At 70.3% G+C, this 16,241-nt stretch carries 13 protein-coding genes; 8 read left to right on the forward strand and 5 right to left on the reverse strand.

All coding sequences use genetic code 11. The features are described 5' to 3' along the window. Window positions 1-13: 13 nt before the first annotated feature. The 4 genes from FHS08_RS08225 to FHS08_RS08240 all read left to right on the forward strand — a co-directional run bounded on the left by FHS08_RS08225 (window position 14) and on the right by FHS08_RS08240 (window position 3,071). On the forward strand, window positions 14-217 hold the full coding sequence (locus tag FHS08_RS08225; RefSeq protein WP_167037822.1) for a hypothetical protein: 204 nt from the start codon (window positions 14-16) through the stop codon (window positions 215-217). Between the two features lie 52 nt (window positions 218-269). Beyond that, window positions 270-1,736: a cardiolipin synthase gene (gene cls, locus FHS08_RS08230; protein WP_167037825.1), complete on the forward strand. Its 1,467-nt coding sequence runs from the start codon at window positions 270-272 to the stop codon at window positions 1,734-1,736. A 91-nt stretch (window positions 1,737-1,827) separates the two neighbouring features. Continuing rightward, window positions 1,828-2,565, forward strand: coding sequence for a hypothetical protein (locus FHS08_RS08235; RefSeq protein ID WP_167037828.1), 738 nt, complete (start codon window positions 1,828-1,830; stop codon window positions 2,563-2,565). A 155-nt stretch (window positions 2,566-2,720) separates the two neighbouring features. Further along, window positions 2,721-3,071 carry a hypothetical protein gene (locus FHS08_RS08240; RefSeq protein ID WP_167034304.1) on the forward strand — a complete coding sequence of 117 codons (351 nt, stop codon included), beginning with the start codon at window positions 2,721-2,723 and terminating at the stop codon, window positions 3,069-3,071. A gap of 9 nt (window positions 3,072-3,080) precedes the next feature. Here the strand turns inward: FHS08_RS08240 and FHS08_RS08245 are convergent, their stop codons facing one another. Further along, entirely contained in the window at window positions 3,081-3,278 is a 198-nt protein-coding gene (locus FHS08_RS08245; RefSeq protein ID WP_167037831.1) for a helix-turn-helix domain-containing protein, read from the reverse strand. A 55-nt stretch (window positions 3,279-3,333) separates the two neighbouring features. Here FHS08_RS08245 and FHS08_RS08250 point away from each other — a divergent pair, with 55 nt between their 5' ends. Next, window positions 3,334-5,859 carry an ATP-dependent Clp protease ATP-binding subunit gene (locus FHS08_RS08250; protein WP_167037834.1) on the forward strand — a complete coding sequence of 842 codons (2,526 nt, stop codon included), beginning with the start codon at window positions 3,334-3,336 and terminating at the stop codon, window positions 5,857-5,859. Window positions 5,860-6,018: 159 nt separating this feature from the next. Here FHS08_RS08250 and FHS08_RS08255 read toward each other — a convergent pair whose 3' ends face one another. Then, window positions 6,019-7,023, reverse strand: a complete 1,005-nt coding sequence (locus FHS08_RS08255; protein WP_167037837.1) for a putative zinc-binding metallopeptidase — start codon at window positions 7,021-7,023, stop codon at window positions 6,019-6,021. Window positions 7,024-7,067: 44 nt separating this feature from the next. On the opposite strand from FHS08_RS08255, the gene FHS08_RS08260 reads away from it, so the two are divergent. Beyond that, the gene (locus FHS08_RS08260) at window positions 7,068-7,853 is read left to right on the forward strand and encodes an SDR family NAD(P)-dependent oxidoreductase (RefSeq protein WP_167037840.1); all 786 of its coding nucleotides are present in this window, start codon (window positions 7,068-7,070) and stop codon (window positions 7,851-7,853) included. Window positions 7,854-8,061: 208 nt separating this feature from the next. Here the strand turns inward: FHS08_RS08260 and FHS08_RS08265 are convergent, their stop codons facing one another. Genes FHS08_RS08265 through FHS08_RS08275 form a run of 3 tightly spaced genes read right to left on the reverse strand, consistent with a single transcriptional unit; the run spans window position 8,062 to window position 14,836 of the window. Next, window positions 8,062-8,955: a transglutaminase family protein gene (locus FHS08_RS08265; protein ID WP_167037843.1), complete on the reverse strand. Its 894-nt coding sequence runs from the start codon at window positions 8,953-8,955 to the stop codon at window positions 8,062-8,064. Then, window positions 8,952-11,495, reverse strand: coding sequence for a circularly permuted type 2 ATP-grasp protein (locus tag FHS08_RS08270; RefSeq protein WP_167037846.1), 2,544 nt, complete (start codon window positions 11,493-11,495; stop codon window positions 8,952-8,954). The genes FHS08_RS08265 and FHS08_RS08270 overlap by 4 nt, the downstream gene beginning before the upstream one ends. Beyond that, window positions 11,492-14,836, reverse strand: a complete 3,345-nt coding sequence (locus FHS08_RS08275) for a transglutaminase family protein (RefSeq protein ID WP_167037849.1) — start codon at window positions 14,834-14,836, stop codon at window positions 11,492-11,494. Before FHS08_RS08275 ends, FHS08_RS08270 begins: the two co-directional genes overlap by 4 nt. Window positions 14,837-14,929: 93 nt before the next feature. Here FHS08_RS08275 and FHS08_RS08280 point away from each other — a divergent pair, with 93 nt between their 5' ends. Then, on the forward strand, window positions 14,930-15,442 hold the full coding sequence (locus FHS08_RS08280; protein WP_167037852.1) for an amino-acid N-acetyltransferase: 513 nt from the start codon (window positions 14,930-14,932) through the stop codon (window positions 15,440-15,442). A gap of 66 nt (window positions 15,443-15,508) precedes the next feature. After that, the gene (locus FHS08_RS08285; protein ID WP_167037855.1) at window positions 15,509-16,228 is read left to right on the forward strand and encodes a hypothetical protein; all 720 of its coding nucleotides are present in this window, start codon (window positions 15,509-15,511) and stop codon (window positions 16,226-16,228) included. Window positions 16,229-16,241: the final 13 nt, after the last annotated feature.

Below are 16,241 nucleotides of genomic sequence, written 5' to 3' on the forward strand. Positions count from 1 at the left end.
GTATCCTGGAGCTGTGGAGAACTACTGGGTCGCCGTCTTCTGGTCGCTCGCACCGACCGTGGTCGTCAGCGCCCTCTTCTTCTACGTGCTGCGCGGCATCCTGCGCGCCGATCGCACCGAGCGCCGCACCTACGCGCGCATCGAAGCGGAGGAGCGCGCCAAGCGCGGCCTCCCCCCGGCCGCGACGACACCGGGGCCGACTGCAGCAGAGCGCTGACGGACCCCCGCACTAGGCTGGCCTCAACCGATCCCCAGCCGAGAGCAGCCATGTGATCACCTTCACCATCGAGGCGACGTGGTGGCTGGTGCTCGTCTCCGTGTTCGACCTCACGGTGCGCATCGCGGCGATCATCATCGTGCCGCGCAACCGGCGGCCCACCGCCGCGATGGCCTGGCTCCTCGCGATCTACTTCATCCCCCTCATCGGGGTGTTCCTGTTCCTGCTCATCGGCAACCCGCGTCTGCCGCGTGCCCGCCGCAAGAAGCAGGACCAGATCAACACGTACATCCACGACACGAGCGAGTCGCTCGACTTCGGAACGCTGCGGCCGCACGCCCCGGCGTGGTTCCGATCGCTCGTGACGCTCAACCGCAATCTCGGCGCGATGCCGCTCGCGGGCGACAACGCGGCCGAGCTCATCTCCGACTATCAGGGGAGCCTCGACGCGATGGCCGCCGCGATCCGCGAGGCGGAGCGGTACGTCCACGTCGAGTTCTACATCCTTCAGACGGATGCCGCGACCGACGACTTCTTCCACGCGCTCGAGGAGGTCGCGGCGCGGGGCGTGGTCGTGCGCGTGCTCCTGGACCACTGGGCCAACCGAGGCAAGCCCTTCTACAAGAAGACGATCAGGCGGCTCGACGCGATGGGCGCGCAGTGGCGCCTCATGCTCCCGGTGCAGCCGTTCAAGGGCAAGTACCAGCGCCCGGATCTGCGCAATCACCGCAAGCTCCTCGTCGTCGACGGACGCGTCGCGTTCACGGGCTCGCAGAACGTCACCGATTCGACCTACAACCTCAAGAAGAACATCAAGCGCGGTCTGCACTGGGTCGACATGATGGTGCGGATCCAGGGACCGGTCGTGGCATCCGTCAATGCCGTCTTCCTGTCGGACTGGTACAGCGAGACCGACGAGACGCTGAGAGACGAGATCGACCTTTTCGACGTGGCCTCGGGGCCGGGCGACCTCGACTGCCAGATCATCCCGTCGGGTCCCGGCTTCGAGTTCCAGAACAACCTCAAGCTCTTCGCCGGTCTGCTGTACGCGGCGCAGGAGCGGGTCATCGTCGTGAGCCCCTACTTCGTGCCCGACGAGGCGCTGCTGCTCGCCATCACCACGGCGTGCCAGCGCGGCGTGCACGTCGAGCTGTTCGTCTCGGAGGAGGGCGACCAGGCGCTCGTCTACCACGCGCAGCGCAGCTACTACGAGTCGCTGCTGCGCGCCGGCGTGAAGATCTGGATGTACCAGCGGCCGTTCATCCTGCACTCCAAGTCGATGACGATCGACGACGAGGTCGCGATCGTCGGGTCGAGCAACATGGACATGCGGTCGTTCGGTCTCAACCTCGAGATCTCGATGCTCGTGCGCGGCGAGGAGTTCATCACCCAGATGCGCTCCGTCGAGGCCGAGTACCGCGCTCTCTCGCGCGAGCTGACGCTCGAGGAGTGGGAGAAGCAGCCGCTGCGCTCCACGGTGCTCGACAACCTCGCGCGGCTCACCTCGGCTCTGCAATGACGTGCCCCAGCGGGATCTGAGACGATCGGGCGATTCGCGACACTGTTCAGACGAGGGATGCTGCGCCATCCCGCACGACGAAAGGGAACTCATGGCTCGACGCACCTCCGCTCTGCTCGCCGGGATCGGCGCGCTCGCCGCATCCGCTTTTCTCCTGGTGGGCTGCGCGACCCCGTCCGCCGGCGGACCGGAGTCGATGATCACCGTCGGACCGGGCGCGACGGGGGAGCCGGGGGTTCCCGGCGACGTGGCCGCCGCATGGCTCGACGACGGCCGGGCGATCGGCATCGTCACGCAGGGGAGCTCGACATGCGTCCCGCAGGCGGGAGACGTCTCGATCGAGGGCCAGACGATCACCGTGGACCTCGTGAACCCCGAGGCGCAGGCATGCACGGCCGACTTCGCGCCGCGCGTGACCCTCGTCGCGACTCCCGAGTCGATCGACCTCACCTCTGACGTCACGATCGTGACGACGGGCGCGATCGAGGGCCAGGGCGTGCTCGCGGGCTCCGACACCCTCACGGGCACACCGGGCGACTCGACCGACTACCTGCCGAGCGCAGGCTGGACGGGCGCCGAGGGCGAGTTCGTCATCCTCACCTGGGGGTCGTCCTCCTGCGCTCCCGTGATCGAGGAGGTCGTAGCGTCGGGCGCCGCCGAGGTCACCGTGACGTACAAGACCCCGGCCGCCGACCAGATCTGCACGATGGACATGGCGCCGCGCGCCGCGATCGCATTCGTGTCCGGCCTCGAGACCCAGGACGACGCGTTCGCCGTCCTGGTGGGAACCCCCGAGTTCGACAACGTGCGAGTGCCGATCCGCGGCTGAGCAGCAGCGCAGGGAGGGGGATGCCGGAGCCGCGGCATCCCCCTCCTCTGTGTGGCGCCGTCCCCGGTGTCGGCGTGGACCCGCCACGTCAGAGCCCATCCGTATCCTCACTTCCGTGCCCACCCCCTGTCCCCCACAATGAAAGGGTGAGCCTCGTGACCGAACCTCAGGTATGGATCCTGATGGGCGTGTTCTCCACGACGATCTTCGCGGTGATCGGCGTGCAGACCGCGGCGATCATGCGCGTCGTGCGCGTCGAGGTCGGAAGTCTCCGCACCGAGATGGCGCTGCGCTTCGAGAACGTCGACCGGCGCTTCGCCGAGGTCGATCGCCGGTTCGAGCAGGTCGATCAGCGGTTCGAGCAGGTCGATCAGCGATTCGAGCAGGTCGATCGCCGGTTCGAGCAGGTCGATCGCCGGTTCGACGCGATGTCGATGAAGATCGACGGTCTCGACCGCGACGTGCGCTATCTCATGCGTCGCGAGATCGACGACACCGACTCGTAGCCGCGCGGCTCAGGCGTCGGCGCGCACGAGCAGGTCGCCGACCTCGCAATCGAGCACGCGGCAGATCGCCGAGAGGATCGAGTGGCGGATTGCGCGGGCGCGGTCGTTCTTGAGCACCGAGAGGTTGACGATCGAGACGCCGACGAGCTCGGAGAGACGCGTCCCCGTCCTGCCGTCACGCCCACGGCGAACACGGGCTTGCGGCATCCGTCGTCTCGTTACCCTCTTTACAGGCGCCCGAAGTGCGCCCGGAGGAGTCGACATGTTCGAGAGATTCACGGATCGCGCCCGTCGAGTGGTCGTCCTCGCCCAAGAAGAGGCGAAGATGCTCAACCACAACTACATCGGCACGGAGCACATCCTGCTGGGCCTCATCCACGAGGGCGAGGGCGTCGCCGCGAAGGCGCTCGAGTCGCTGGGCATCTCGCTCGACGCCGTGCGCGAGCAGGTGCAGGACATCATCGGCCAGGGCCAGCAGCAGCCGACCGGTCACATCCCCTTCACGCCGCGCGCCAAGAAGGTCCTCGAGCTGAGCCTGCGCGAAGCGCTGCAGCTGGGCCACAACTACATCGGCACGGAGCACATCCTCCTGGGCCTCATCCGCGAAGGCGAGGGCGTCGCCGCGCAGGTGCTCGTCAAGCTCGGCGCCGACCTCAACAAGGTGCGCCAGCAGGTCATCCAGCTCCTCTCCGGCTACCAGGGCAAGGAGCCCGCCGCCGTCTCCGGTGCCGCGCACGATCAGGCGCAGCAGGGTGCACAGGGAGGTTCGCAGGTGCTCGACCAGTTCGGACGCAACCTCACACAGGCGGCACGCGAGAACAAGCTCGACCCCGTCATCGGGCGCGAGAAGGAGATCGAGCGGGTCATGCAGATCCTCTCTCGCCGCTCCAAGAACAACCCCGTCCTGATCGGTGAGCCGGGTGTCGGCAAGACCGCTGTCGTCGAAGGGCTCGCTCAGGCGATCGTCAAGGGCGACGTGCCCGAGACGCTCAAGGACAAGCAGCTGTACTCGCTCGACCTCGGCTCGCTCATCGCCGGGTCCCGCTACCGCGGCGACTTCGAAGAGCGGCTCAAGAAGGTCACGAAGGAGATCCGCACGCGCGGCGACATCATCGTCTTCATCGATGAGATCCACACCCTCGTCGGCGCCGGCGCAGCCGAGGGCGCGATCGACGCGGCATCCATCCTGAAGCCCCTGCTCGCCCGCGGCGAGCTGCAGACGATCGGTGCGACGACTCTCGACGAGTACCGCAAGCACTTCGAGAAGGATGCCGCGCTCGAGCGCCGCTTCCAGCCGATCCAGGTCGCCGAGCCGAGCCTGCCGCACGCCATCAACATCCTGAAGGGCCTGCGCGACCGCTACGAGGCGCACCACAAGGTGCAGATCACGGACGGCGCGATCGTCGCGGCGGCGAACCTCGCGGACCGCTACATCTCCGATCGGTTCCTCCCCGACAAGGCCATCGACCTGATCGACGAGGCCGGCGCCCGCCTGCGCCTGTCGATCCTGTCGAGCCCGCCCGAGCTGCGCGAGTTCGACGAGAAGATCGCGAAGGTCCGCGAGGACAAGGAGCGCGCGAGCGAAGACCAGGACTTCGAGAAGGCCGCGTCGCTGCGCGACGAGGAGAAGTCGCTGCTCGCTGAGCGTCTGCGCCTCGAGCGTCAGTGGAAGAGCGGGGATGTCGCAACCCACGCGGTCGTCGACGAGGGCCTGATCGCCGAGGTGCTCGCGCAGGCCACCGGCATCCCGGTCTTCAAGCTCACGGAGGAGGAGTCCAGCCGGCTCGTCTTCATGGAGAAGGCGCTGCATCAGCGCGTCATCGGCCAGGAGGAGGCGATCGCCGCCCTCTCGAAGACGATCCGCCGTCAGCGCGCGGGCCTCAAGGACCCCAAGCGCCCGTCGGGCTCGTTCATCTTCGCCGGCCCCACGGGCGTCGGAAAGACCGAGCTCGCGAAGGCCCTCGCCGAGTTCCTGTTCGACGACGAGGCGGCACTGATCTCGCTCGACATGTCGGAGTTCGGCGAGAAGCACACCGTCTCGCGGCTGTTCGGCGCCCCCCCGGGATTCGTCGGATTCGAGGAGGGCGGCCAGCTCACCGAGAAGGTGCGCCGCAAGCCGTTCTCGGTCGTGCTCTTCGACGAGATCGAGAAGGCTCACCCCGACATCTTCAACTCGCTCCTGCAGATCCTCGAGGAGGGACGTCTGACCGACGGGCAGGGTCGCGTCGTCGACTTCAAGAACACCGTCATCATCATGACGACCAACCTCGGCGCGCGCGACATCGCCGGCGGCCCCGTGGGGTTCCAGGTCGAGGGTGACAATGCGACGAGCTACGACCGCATGAAGGGCAAGGTCAACGAAGAGCTCAAGCGCCACTTCAAGCCCGAGTTCCTCAACCGCGTCGACGACATCATCGTCTTCCCGCAGCTGTCGAAGCCCGAGCTGATCCAGATCGTCGACCTGTTCACGAAGCGCCTCGGCGACCGCCTGCTCGACCGCGACATGACGATCGAGCTGTCGCAGTCCGCGAAGGAGCGTCTCATCGAGATCGGCTTCGACCCGGCGCTCGGCGCGCGGCCGCTGCGTCGCGCGATGCAGCGCGAGGTCGAGGATCGCCTCTCCGAGAAGATCCTGCACGGCGAGCTCAACGCGGGCGACCACGTCAAGGTCGACTCGGAGAACGGCGAGTTCCTCTTCGAGACCGCCCCGCGCGGCGAGAAGGTCGCCGTCGGAGTCGTCTCGGGCGGCGAGATCACGGCGACGCCCGACCTCGCGGCCGGCGCTTAGGAGCCTCGGACGGAGGAGAGTGGATGCCGACCGGCATCCGCTCTCCTCCGCTCTCGTTTCGGGGCCCGTTCCGTTTCGGGCCTGGGCCGTCGTGACGCCGGGGCCGGGTGGGGGTGCGGACGCGGACCGAGGGACGCGGGCGAGACCCAGGGGCAGGAGTCAGGGGAGCGCCGGCGGGCGCAGCGATGCGACGAAGTCGAGCTTGTCCAGCACAGGGTCGGCGAGCACGAACGGGTAGAGGTCGTCCTTGCCCATCGACCTGTTGACGAGATTGAGCGCCGTCGACAGCGGCACCCACACCTGGGTGACGAGATCCCGGAACCGTGCACGGCCGACGAGGTCGGCGGGCGGGACGAGCCCGTACGAGACGGCGGTCTCGATCGTGTCGCAGATGTGCAGGTAGTGCGCCCACGTCTCGGCGAAGTCCTCGTAGGGGTGCATCGTCGCGTACGACGAGATGTACGTCTGAGCCCACCCCCGCGGCGGCCCCTCGTCGTAGTGCCGCTGGACAGCGGACGCGTAGTCGGCCGTCTCGTCGCCGAACAGGGCGCGGCACTGTGCGAGCACGGCGGGATCGGCGGCGCGCTCGACGAGCTGCCACTCGTAGTAGTGTCCGATCTCGTGCCGGAAGTGGCCGAGCATCGTGCGGTAGGGCTCGGCGAGCGTGCTGCGCACACGCTCGCGGTGCGAGTCGTCGCCCTCGGCGAGGTCGATCGTCACGACGCCGTCGGCGTGCGCGATCATGACCTGCTGGGACGAGCTCGACAGGAGGTCGAACGCGAGGCCGTTCGCGGCATCCTGAGCCTTGCCCACCACGGGGAACCCGAGGGCGTCGAGCTCTGCGACGAGCTGGCGCTTCGCGCGCTCGGCGAGAGGGAAGTTCGCGAGGCCCTGCACGTCCGCGTCGTGCGGGCGCGTGCGCGTGAGATCGCAGCTCGAGCACTGTCCGCCCTCGAGAGGCGCGAGCCACGTGCAGCCCGAGAGGCCGAGGTTGCGGCACACGTGCCAGATCCAGCCCTCCGCGTCGACGTACACGCCCCGGGCGTCGACGGGCACGATGTCGCGCTCGCCGCGCGAGTAGCCGACGCCCGTGCCGCACGACACGCACACCGAGTTCTCGAAGTAGAGCGGGTTCCCGCAGATGCGGCAGCGGTAGGCCTTCACACGTCCAGCCAATCACACGCGCGGGCGCTGTCTACTCTGGACGCATGACGATCGACTACCGGGGCACGACGGCACTCATCACAGGGGCGAGCGCGGGTCTCGGCGCCGAGTACGCGGAGCAGTTCGCTCGACGCGGCACCGACCTCGTGCTCGTCGCCCGCCGCACGGATCGGCTCGACGCGCTCGCGGAGCGGCTGCATGCAGCCCACGGCGTCGGGGCGCAGGTCGTCGGACTCGACGTGGGGGAGCCGGATGCCGCGGCACGCCTGCGTGCGGAGCTCGCCGAGCGCGGCATCCGCGTCGACCACGTCGTCAACAACGCCGGCTTCGGCATGAAGGGGGCGCTCGCGGCGGCGGATGCCGCGCGGCTCGACGAGATGGTGCGCGTCAACGTCGGAGCCGTCGTCGCGATCACCCGCGCGTTCCTTCCCGATCTGCTCGCGGCCGGTCGCGGCACGCTCGTCAACATCGCGAGCAATGCGGCGTTCCAGCCGTGCCCGTCGATGGCGGTGTACGGGGCGACGAAGGCGTTCGTCCTGAGCTTCACGGAGGCCGTCTCGTACGAGGTGCGCGGCACGGGCGTCGCGGTGCTCGCGGTCTGCCCCGGTGCGACGCGCACGGAGTTCTTCGACGTCATGGGGACCGAGGCGATCGTCGGCAGCGTCCAGACAGCCGAGCAGGTGGTGGCCGCCACGTTCGGGGCGCTCGAGCGGAGGAACCCGCCGCCGAGCATCGTCGGGGGCGTGCTCAACCGAGTGAACGCGAAGCTCGCGGGCATCGTCCCTCGCCGCCTCGCGCTCGCCGTCAGCGCCCGACTGCTCGGGGCGTGAGATCGGTGTCGGGCACGGCGCGGCGACGCGTGCGCCCGAACGGGTCGCCTCGTCGCCGATCGGCGGCCGGCCGCGGAGGGCGATCTCCGCGAGCGAGACGGCGGAGGCTCCGACGTCGGATCCGGCGATCGGAACCGGCGATCGGAACCGGCGGAGGCGGTCCGGCGCCGAACTCCGGTAGCGGGGGCCGGAGAGCCGACCCGGGCTGCTACGCCGCGGGAGCGTCCTCCACAGGGGCGACGTCGACCGACACGCGCAGCGTCGACTTCTTCGCCTTCGTGAAGATGATGCCCTTGACGGGCGAGACGTCGCCGTAGTCGCGGCCCCACGCGACCGTGACGTAGCGATCGTTCGCCCACTGGTTGTTCGTCGGGTCGATCGCGAGCCATTCGCCCGACCCCGGCATCCACACGGCGACCCAGGCGTGCGATGCGTCTGCGCCGACGACCCGCTCCTTGCCGGGCGGAGGCTGCGTCGCGAGGTACCCGCTCACATAGCGAGCCGCGATGCCGTGGCCGCGCAGGCACGCGAGCGCGAGATGCGCGAAGTCCTGGCAGACGCCCGCACGCTTGGCCATGACCTCGGCCACGGTGCTCGTGACGGTCGTCGCGGTGCTGTCGTACGTGAAGTCCGCGTGGATGCGGTGCATGAGGTCGGTGACGGCCTCGCCGAGGGGGCGTCCGGGGGCGAAGGATGCCGCGGCATACTCCGTCGCCGCGGCCAGGTGAGACGCGCGGGAAGACTCGAGCGCGTACTCCGTCGCGCGCCACGCGCCGGGCGCGCCGGCGTTCAGCAGGGGCCGGGACTCCTCCCACGGCGCACCGAGAGCGCTCTCGTCATACACGGGCTTCTCGGCGACGACCTCGCTCGTGGACCGGATGACGAGCTTTCCATGCGGGTCGGTGACGTGGAAGTAGGTGACCGAGTTGCCGAAGTAGTCGACGTCGCGATTGACGTCGCCGGGAAGAGGAGTGACGGCGACGTCGCTGGTGAGCACCCGCTGCCACGGCAGGTCGCGCGGGATGAGGTGGAACAGGCCGACGCTGTCCTGCACCTTGCCGCTGTACGCGTAGGTCGTGCTGTGGGAGACGCGGTATCTCATGCGCTCGCCCCGATCTCTTCCACGAGGGAGAGGGCGGACATCGGGATGGGCGGCGGACCGACCTCGAAGTGCAGGTTGTCGATGGCCTCGCCGAGCTGTTCGAGCTGGGCGATCATGTCGGCGAGGAACTGTTCGAGTCCCGCGCGACGGATCTCGCTCGTCGCCGTCATGCCGAAGACGTCGGTCGACGCGAGCGCCGTCTCGAGGTGTTCGAGAAGCCGCTCGGGGCGCGTCGAGCCCGTCGACGCGGGCAGCGCGGCGAGGTGGCCGCGCAGCTCGCCGAGGGCGAAGGCGAGGGAGCGCGGATTGTCGCGATCGAGCAGCAGCAGCTCGAGCGCGTCGGCCGTGCGCACCGACCCCCGGTAGCGACGACGGTGGGTCACGACGCTCTCGGCGGCGGTCAGGAGCGTCTCGAGCACGTCGCGATCCGTGCGGTACGCCCGTCGCTCGATGGTCGTGGCGGCCAGGAGATGGCAGATCTGAAGCCCCCGCTCGAGCCAGCGTCCCGCTTCGATCATGTGCCAGCCGGCATCCCGCATCATGCTCGCCGTGATGCCGTGCAGGGACAGGATCGCCGTGAGCATGCGCCCGCCCGACTCCGCCGTCCGATGCGCACGCGACGACGACACGAGCGCCTTGCGGGCGCGGTCGATGCTGGAGAACACGCGCCACGTGTCGCCCGAGAGCTGATCGCGCACACCTTCGAACGAGTCGCGCAGGCGCGCGATCGAGTGAGCCGCCCCACCCGACCGGTCGCTGTCGAGCAGGAGCGAGCGGAACTCGTCGTCGGGATCCACCCAGCGCGCCCCCGCGAGCCGCCGCAGCGCGCCCATCATGACGCGCGTGTTCTCGTCGCCCGTCGATGAAGGGTGGCCGCCGAGCTGATCGAGCTGCGCCTGCGTCGTGAGCAGGAGCCGCAGCAGATCCTCCGCGCGTTCGGCGTAGCGTCCCGCCCAGAACATGTCCTCGAGCGTGCGGGGCGCGAGGGTCGGGACCGTGCGGCCGACCGTCAGCGGCGCGATCTCGGCGAGGCCCTGATCGGCATCCGTCTCGGCGGACTTCAGCACCCACACGTCCTTCGTCGTCGGTGCCGCATCCGGATCCTCGCGCACCGTCGCGAGCCCGCCGATGAGAGGCCGGTACGCCGACCGGTAGCGCAGCGTGAACGCGCGGAAGACGACGGGCCGCGCGTCGGCGCGCCCGCCGCGACCCCACACGGGCGCCTGCGAGAGCGGCAGGAGGTCCTGCCCAACGAAGCGGTGCGGCGCCGCGAGGATGCGTGCCACGAGCTCGTCGGGGGCAAGACCCGCGACGGAGGCGCGAGGCTGGTCGATGGGCCGCACGATGAGGGCGTCGTCTCCGGCGGCGATGCGGGCCAGGACGAACGCCCGGTCGTCGGCGTCGCCGCACCACCACGTCGGGACGCTCGGAAGCCGCAGCTGCTCGCCGAGGAGGCGCTCGCAGACGGCGGGCATGAACGGCAGCAGCGCCGGGTTCTCGAGGACGCCTGCGCCCAGCCCGTTGACGAGCCGCACGCGACCTCGGCGGACGGCCTCGGCGAGGCCCGCGACGCCGAGCCGGGAGTCGGCGCGCAGCTCGAGCGGGTCGCAGAAGTCCGCGTCGACGCGGCGGACGATGACGTCGATGCGCTCCGTCGGGACGGCTGCCGGCCAGCCGGCCGGCTTCATCCACACCCAGCCGTCGCGCACGACCAGGTCGCTGCCCTGCACGAGCGGGAAGCCGAGGGCGTTGGCGAGGAAGGCCTGGTCGAACGCGGTCTCGGAGTGCGTTCCCGGCGAGAGCACGACGATCCGGGGCTCGTCGAGCTCTTCGGGCGCCGAGCCGATGAGCGCAGCGCGCAGCGCCGCGTAGTACGGCTCCATGCGGTGCAGATCGCTCTCCTGGTACAGCTCGGGCAGCACCTGCGAGATGACGCGGCGGTTCTGCATCGCGAACCCGAGGCCCGACGGCGCCTGCACGCGGTCGGCGAGCACGCGCCACTCCCCGTCGGCATCCCGGCCGAGATCCGTGCCCGAGAGCAGGAGAGGCTGCCGGTCGAACGCGCTCGTGCGCGCGACAGGCCGGGCGAAGCCCGCATGCCCGAAGACGGATGCCGCGGGCACGACGCCGGACGACAAGAGCGACTGTGCGCCGTACAAGTCGACCATCAGGGCGTTGAGCAGCTCGGCGCGCTGGGCGAGGCCGACTTCGAGCCGCGCCCACGTCGCCGCGTCGATGACGAGCGGGACGGGGTCGAGCTGCCACGGCTGCGGCCCCGCGCCCGGTGTGACATAGGTGACGCCGTCGTCGGCGAGGAAGCGCGTGATCTCGCCCTCGACGCGGTGCAGCTCTTCGGGGGTGAGGGCGAGGGCGACGGATGCCATCGCCTTCCATGCGGGCCGCAGCGCGCCGTCGGGGGCGACGACCTCGTCGTAGCGCGTCACGGAGGCCAGCGCCAGTCCGCCCTCGAGCCCCGTGGGCGCGATGAGCGGCAGTGTCGCCTGAGACACCGCCGTCGCGTAGTCGCGGAGCACCGTCACGCCTGCGGAACCCTCCTGAGGTCGAGCGTACGGGGGTAGTCGACGCTCGCCGCGCGACGCCCCGCCGCGCGTGCGGCCGCGACGTCGAAGGCGCCGGGCGTGTGGCCTCGCTGCTCGAAGCGTCCCGAGCGCCGGGCCTCGGCCTCGTTGGCGTTGACGGGGGGATGCTCGTACGCCCGGCCCCCGGGGTGGACGACGTGGTACGTCGCACCGCCCAGGCTCGCGTCGGACGCGATGTCGACGATCTCGAACGTGAGCGGCGCGTGCACCTCGATCGACGGGTGCAGCGCCGACCACGGCTGCCACGCGCGGTACCGTACGCCCGCGTAGTACTCGCCGAGGTGGCCCGTCGACGTGAGGGGGACCTCGACGCCGTTGCACGCGACGAGGTGCCGCTCGGGGTCGATGCCGTGCACCTTGACCTGCACCCGTTCGACCGACGAGTCGACGTACCGCGCCGTGCCGCCCGCCGTCGCCTCCTCGCCGAGCACGTGCCACGGCTCGATCGCCTGGCGCAGCTCCAGCTCGATGAGGTCGCCGCCCGCGCTCGAGGCGAAGCCCGTCCAGCCGCCGTCGGGACGCGTGACGGTCGACCCCGGCGTCGCGGAGATGCGCGTCATCCCGATCCGCGGGAAGCGGAACTCCGTGAACGAGTCCAGCCACGTCTCCTCGAACGCGATCCCGTGCGCCCGCAGGTCGGCGACGACCTCGTAGATGTCGCGGACGGCCCCCTGCGGCAGAAGGAAGTCCTCGTGCAGCTGCGTGCCCCACCGGATGAGCGGCGCCGTGAGCGGCTTCTCCCAGAACATCGCGACGAGGCTGCGCACGAGCAGGGCCTGCACGAGCGCGAGCTCGGGATGCGGCGGCATCTCGAAGCCGCGCAGCTCCAGCAGGCCCAGCCGGCCACGGCTCGAGTCGGGGCTGTAGAGCTTGTCGATGCAGAACTCGGCGCGGTGCGTGTTGCCCGTGAGGTCGGTCAGCAGGTGCCGCAGCGCCCGGTCGACGATCCACGGGCTCGGCGCCGCCGCCTCCTCGACGTCCCCGTCGGCGACGGCGCTCGCCGTGAGCCGGCGGATCTCCTGCAGCGCGATCTCCATCTCGTACACCGCCTCGGGGCGTCCCTCGTCGAACCGCGGAGCCTGGCTCGTCGGTCCGATGAAGCGGCCCGAGAACAGGTACGAGAGCGAGGGATGCCGCTGCCAGTACGTCACGAGGCTCGCGAGCAGGTCGGGGCGGCGAAGCAGCGGGGAGTCGATCGGCTGGGCGCCGCCGAGCGTGATGTGGTTGCCGCCGCCGGTGCCTGTGTGGGTGCCGTCGAGGTCGAACTTCTCGGTCGAGAGCCGTGCCTGGCGGGCCTGCTCGTACAGCGTGAACGTCAGGTCGCGCTGGTCGGCCCACGACGACGTCGGCTGCACGTTGACCTCGATGACGCCGGGGTCCGGCGTCACGACGAGCTGCGTGAGGCGCGGGTCGGGGGGCGGGGCGTACCCCTCGAGGACGAGACGGATGCCGGTGTCGGCCGCCGCGCGCTCGATGACGTGGAGCAGGTCCGCATAGTCCTCGAGTTCCTGCGTCGGCGGGAGGAAGACGAACACGTGGCCGTCGCGCGCCTCGAACGTGACCGCGGTCGTCGGAGCGCCCTCGGGGTCGACGATCTCGACGGAGGGGATCGAGACCGCTATCGGCGGCCCCGCCTCGAGGTACGACGGCTCGCCGGCCCACTCGGGATCGGTCCACGCGATCGCGTCGAGCGGCAGGCGCAGGCCGACGGCGCTCGTTCCCGGGATCAGGACGAGGCGCCCGCGGCGGAACCTCCATGCGGGACTCGTCCACTGGCCGCCCGTCGTGAGCGGCAGCACCCATCCGGTGGGCTCGTCGACGGCCCTGTCGAGCTCGGAGACGTCCTCGGCGTCGGGCTCGGCATCCGGCTTCTGGCCCTCGGGCGTGCGCAGCTCCGCCGCGATCGCCGCGAGCGGATCTTCGAACGCCGGGAGCAGCTGCCCGGCGGGCAGGCCCAGCAGCTCGGCGACGCGTCGCGCGAGCGACTCCGCATGCACAGGTGCGCCGGCGTAGGTCACGCTGCCCCACGGGTCGGCGAACAGCGACGGATCCTGCCAGAGGGCCTTGCCGTCGGCGCGCCACTGCAGCGCGATGTTCCACCGAGGGAGGGGCTCGCCGGGGTACCACTTCCCCTGGCCGCGGTGCACGACGCCGCCCCGCGCGTAGGTCTGGCGGAGGTGGTCGGCGAGCACGTTCGCGAGCTCGCGCTTCTCGGGGCCGTCGGCATCCGTGTTCCACTGGGGGCTCGTCGCGTCGTCGAGCGCGACGAACGTCGGCTCGCCGCCGACGGTCAGGCGCACGTCGCCGCGGCGCAGACGCTCGTCCACGGCCTCGCCGAGCGCGTCGATGCGCTGCCACTGCTGCGGCGTGTAGGGCTTCGTCGTGCGCGGATCCTCGTGGATGCGGCGCACTTCGTTGTGGAACGAGAACGTCACGTCGACGGGCTCGGTCGCGCCCGTGATGGGCGCGGCGCTCGAGGGATGCGGAGTCGCGCTCAGGGGGATGTGCCCTTCGCCCGCGAACAGGGCGCTCGTCGGGTCGAGCCCGACCCACCCTGCACCCGGGACGAAGACCTCGGCCCACGCGTGCAGGTCGGTGAAGTCGGCCTCGGGGCCGCTCGGACCGTCGAGCGACTTCTGGTCGGAGGCGAGCTGGACGAGGTAGCCCGAGACGAATCGTGCGGCGAGCCCGTACTGGCGCAGCAGGCTCACGAGCAGCCATGCGCTGTCGCGGCACGATCCGATGCCTCGCGCGAGCGTCTCGTCGGGCGTCTGCACGCCCGGCTCCATCCGGATGTCGTACGCGACGTCCCGGTAGACGGCGGAGTTCAGCCCCGCGAGGAAGCTGACCGTGGGCACGCCCTCCGCGGGAAGGGGCGGCAGGGCGGATCTCCACTCGGCCGTGTGCCGGCTGTCGGACACGCTTCGCAGGTACGGCGCGAGGTCGGCGGCGAGCTCCGGCTCGTAGGCGAAGGGGAACCGCTCCGCGTACTCCTCGATGAAGAAGTCGAGGGGGTTGATGACCATCATGTCGGCGACGAGGCCGACCGTGATCTCGAGCTTGCTCACCTTCTCGGGGAACACGATGCGTGCGAGCCAGTTGCCGAACGGATCCTGCTGCCAGTTGATGAAGTGGTTCTGGGGGCTCACGTCGAGCGAGTACGCCTCGATGGGGGTGCGCGAGTGCGGAGCGGGCCGCAGGCGCACGACGTGCGGGGCCACCGAGACGGGTCGCGCGAACTCGTAGCCCGTGTAGTGTTCGAGCGCGACTTTGATCGACATGACACAAGACTGGTGCACTCCTGTTGCGGGCCGGTTACGGAACACCCGATTCCGATGCCGAATCCGCTCCTCGACGGGAAATAGGCTGTGGGGATGAGCGCTGCGCAACCCTTCGTCGTGCGTCCGGCCAGGACGGCCGACGTGCGCGGCATCCTCGCGATGCTCGATCCGTACGTGCAGCGCCGGATCCTCCTCGGCAAGGACATCGTCGTGCTGTACGAGGCCGTGCAGCAGTTCCTCGTGGCGGAGGATGCCGATGGCCGCCTCATCGGCTGCGGGGCGCTGCACGTCATCTGGGACGACCTCGGCGAGGTCCGCACGCTCATCGTCGCCGACGAGTGGCTCCACCACGGCGTCGGACGTGCCATCGTCGAGGGCCTCGAGGAGAACGCGCGCGCTCTCGGGCTCACGCGTCTGTTCTGCCTGACGTTCGAGGTGGACTTCTTCACGCGTCGCGGGTTCGCGCCGATCGGCGAGCAGGTCGTCGATCCCGACGTCTACTCGCAGCTGATCCGCAGCCCCGACGAGGGCGTCGCGGAGTTCCTCGATCTCGCGCACGTGAAGCCGAACACGCTCGGCAACACGCGCATGCTCAAGCGCCTCTGATCCGCGAGGGCCTCCTCGGGGCGTGCCGCCCGGGGTCGGGCGCGCCGCCCGACGTACGCTGGAGGCATGAGCGGTCAGGTCCGGCGGAAGCGTCACTCGCCGGCGGTGTATCGCCGCCGTCGGCTCGTCGCGCTGGTCGCGGTGCTCGTGATCGCCGCGGGCATCGTGTGGGTCGTCGTCGCTCAGCCGTGGCGAGGGGAGGCGGATGCCGCGCCGCGGCAGGGCCCCGCCGAGTCCTCGTCGACGACGCTCGGAACGCCGGGCCCGACCGACACACCCGTCCCGACCGACTCGTCCTCGGCGGATCCCGCCGACCCCGCCGCGAGCGATGCGACGGACACCGCCGCCGAGCCGCCGCCGGAGGATGCCGCCGCGGCGAAGCCGTGCGTCGCGGCCGACGTCGTCGTCGAGGCCGTCACCGACCAGGACACCTACCGTTCGGGCCAGAACCCCCAGCTGTCGATCCGGCTGACGAACCAGGGTGCGAAGGACTGCACGATCAACGTCGGCACGACGAGCCAGACGTTCACGATCTCCAGCGGCAGCGACGTCTGGTGGCGGTCGACCGACTGCCAGGCCGAACCCGTCGACATGGTCGTGACCCTCGCAGCCGGCCAGTCCGTCTCGAGCGCGGCACCACTCACGTGGGACCGGACGCGCTCGAACGTCTCGACGTGCGACAGCGCCGACCGTCCGCGCGCGCCGGGGGGCGGCGCCTCGTACCACCTGTCGGTCGAGATCGGCGGAGTCGCCTCGGCCGTGTCGAAGCAGATCCTGCTCTACTGACCTGGGCCGTCGC

Origin of the sequence: Microbacterium ulmi (assembly GCF_011759705.1) — a bacterium.
Classification (GTDB): Bacteria; Actinomycetota; Actinomycetes; order Actinomycetales; family Microbacteriaceae; genus Microbacterium; species Microbacterium ulmi.

What these genes read in the sequence shown, in the direction of transcription:
- FHS08_RS08235 (WP_167037828.1), top strand. Translation starts at nt 1,828, where the DNA reads ATGGCTCGACGCACCTCCGCTCTGCTCGCCGGGATCGGCGCGCTCGCC.
- FHS08_RS08280 (WP_167037852.1), top strand. Translation starts at nt 14,930, where the DNA reads ATGAGCGCTGCGCAACCCTTCGTCGTGCGTCCGGCCAGGACGGCCGAC.
- FHS08_RS08285 (WP_167037855.1), top strand. Translation starts at nt 15,509, where the DNA reads ATGAGCGGTCAGGTCCGGCGGAAGCGTCACTCGCCGGCGGTGTATCGC.
- FHS08_RS08260 (WP_167037840.1), top strand. Translation starts at nt 7,068, where the DNA reads ATGACGATCGACTACCGGGGCACGACGGCACTCATCACAGGGGCGAGC.
- FHS08_RS08245 (WP_167037831.1), bottom strand. Translation starts at nt 3,278, where the DNA reads ATGCCGCAAGCCCGTGTTCGCCGTGGGCGTGACGGCAGGACGGGGACG.
- FHS08_RS08275 (WP_167037849.1), bottom strand. Translation starts at nt 14,836, where the DNA reads ATGTCGATCAAAGTCGCGCTCGAACACTACACGGGCTACGAGTTCGCG.
- FHS08_RS08250 (WP_167037834.1), top strand. Translation starts at nt 3,334, where the DNA reads ATGTTCGAGAGATTCACGGATCGCGCCCGTCGAGTGGTCGTCCTCGCC.
- FHS08_RS08265 (WP_167037843.1), bottom strand. Translation starts at nt 8,955, where the DNA reads ATGAGATACCGCGTCTCCCACAGCACGACCTACGCGTACAGCGGCAAG.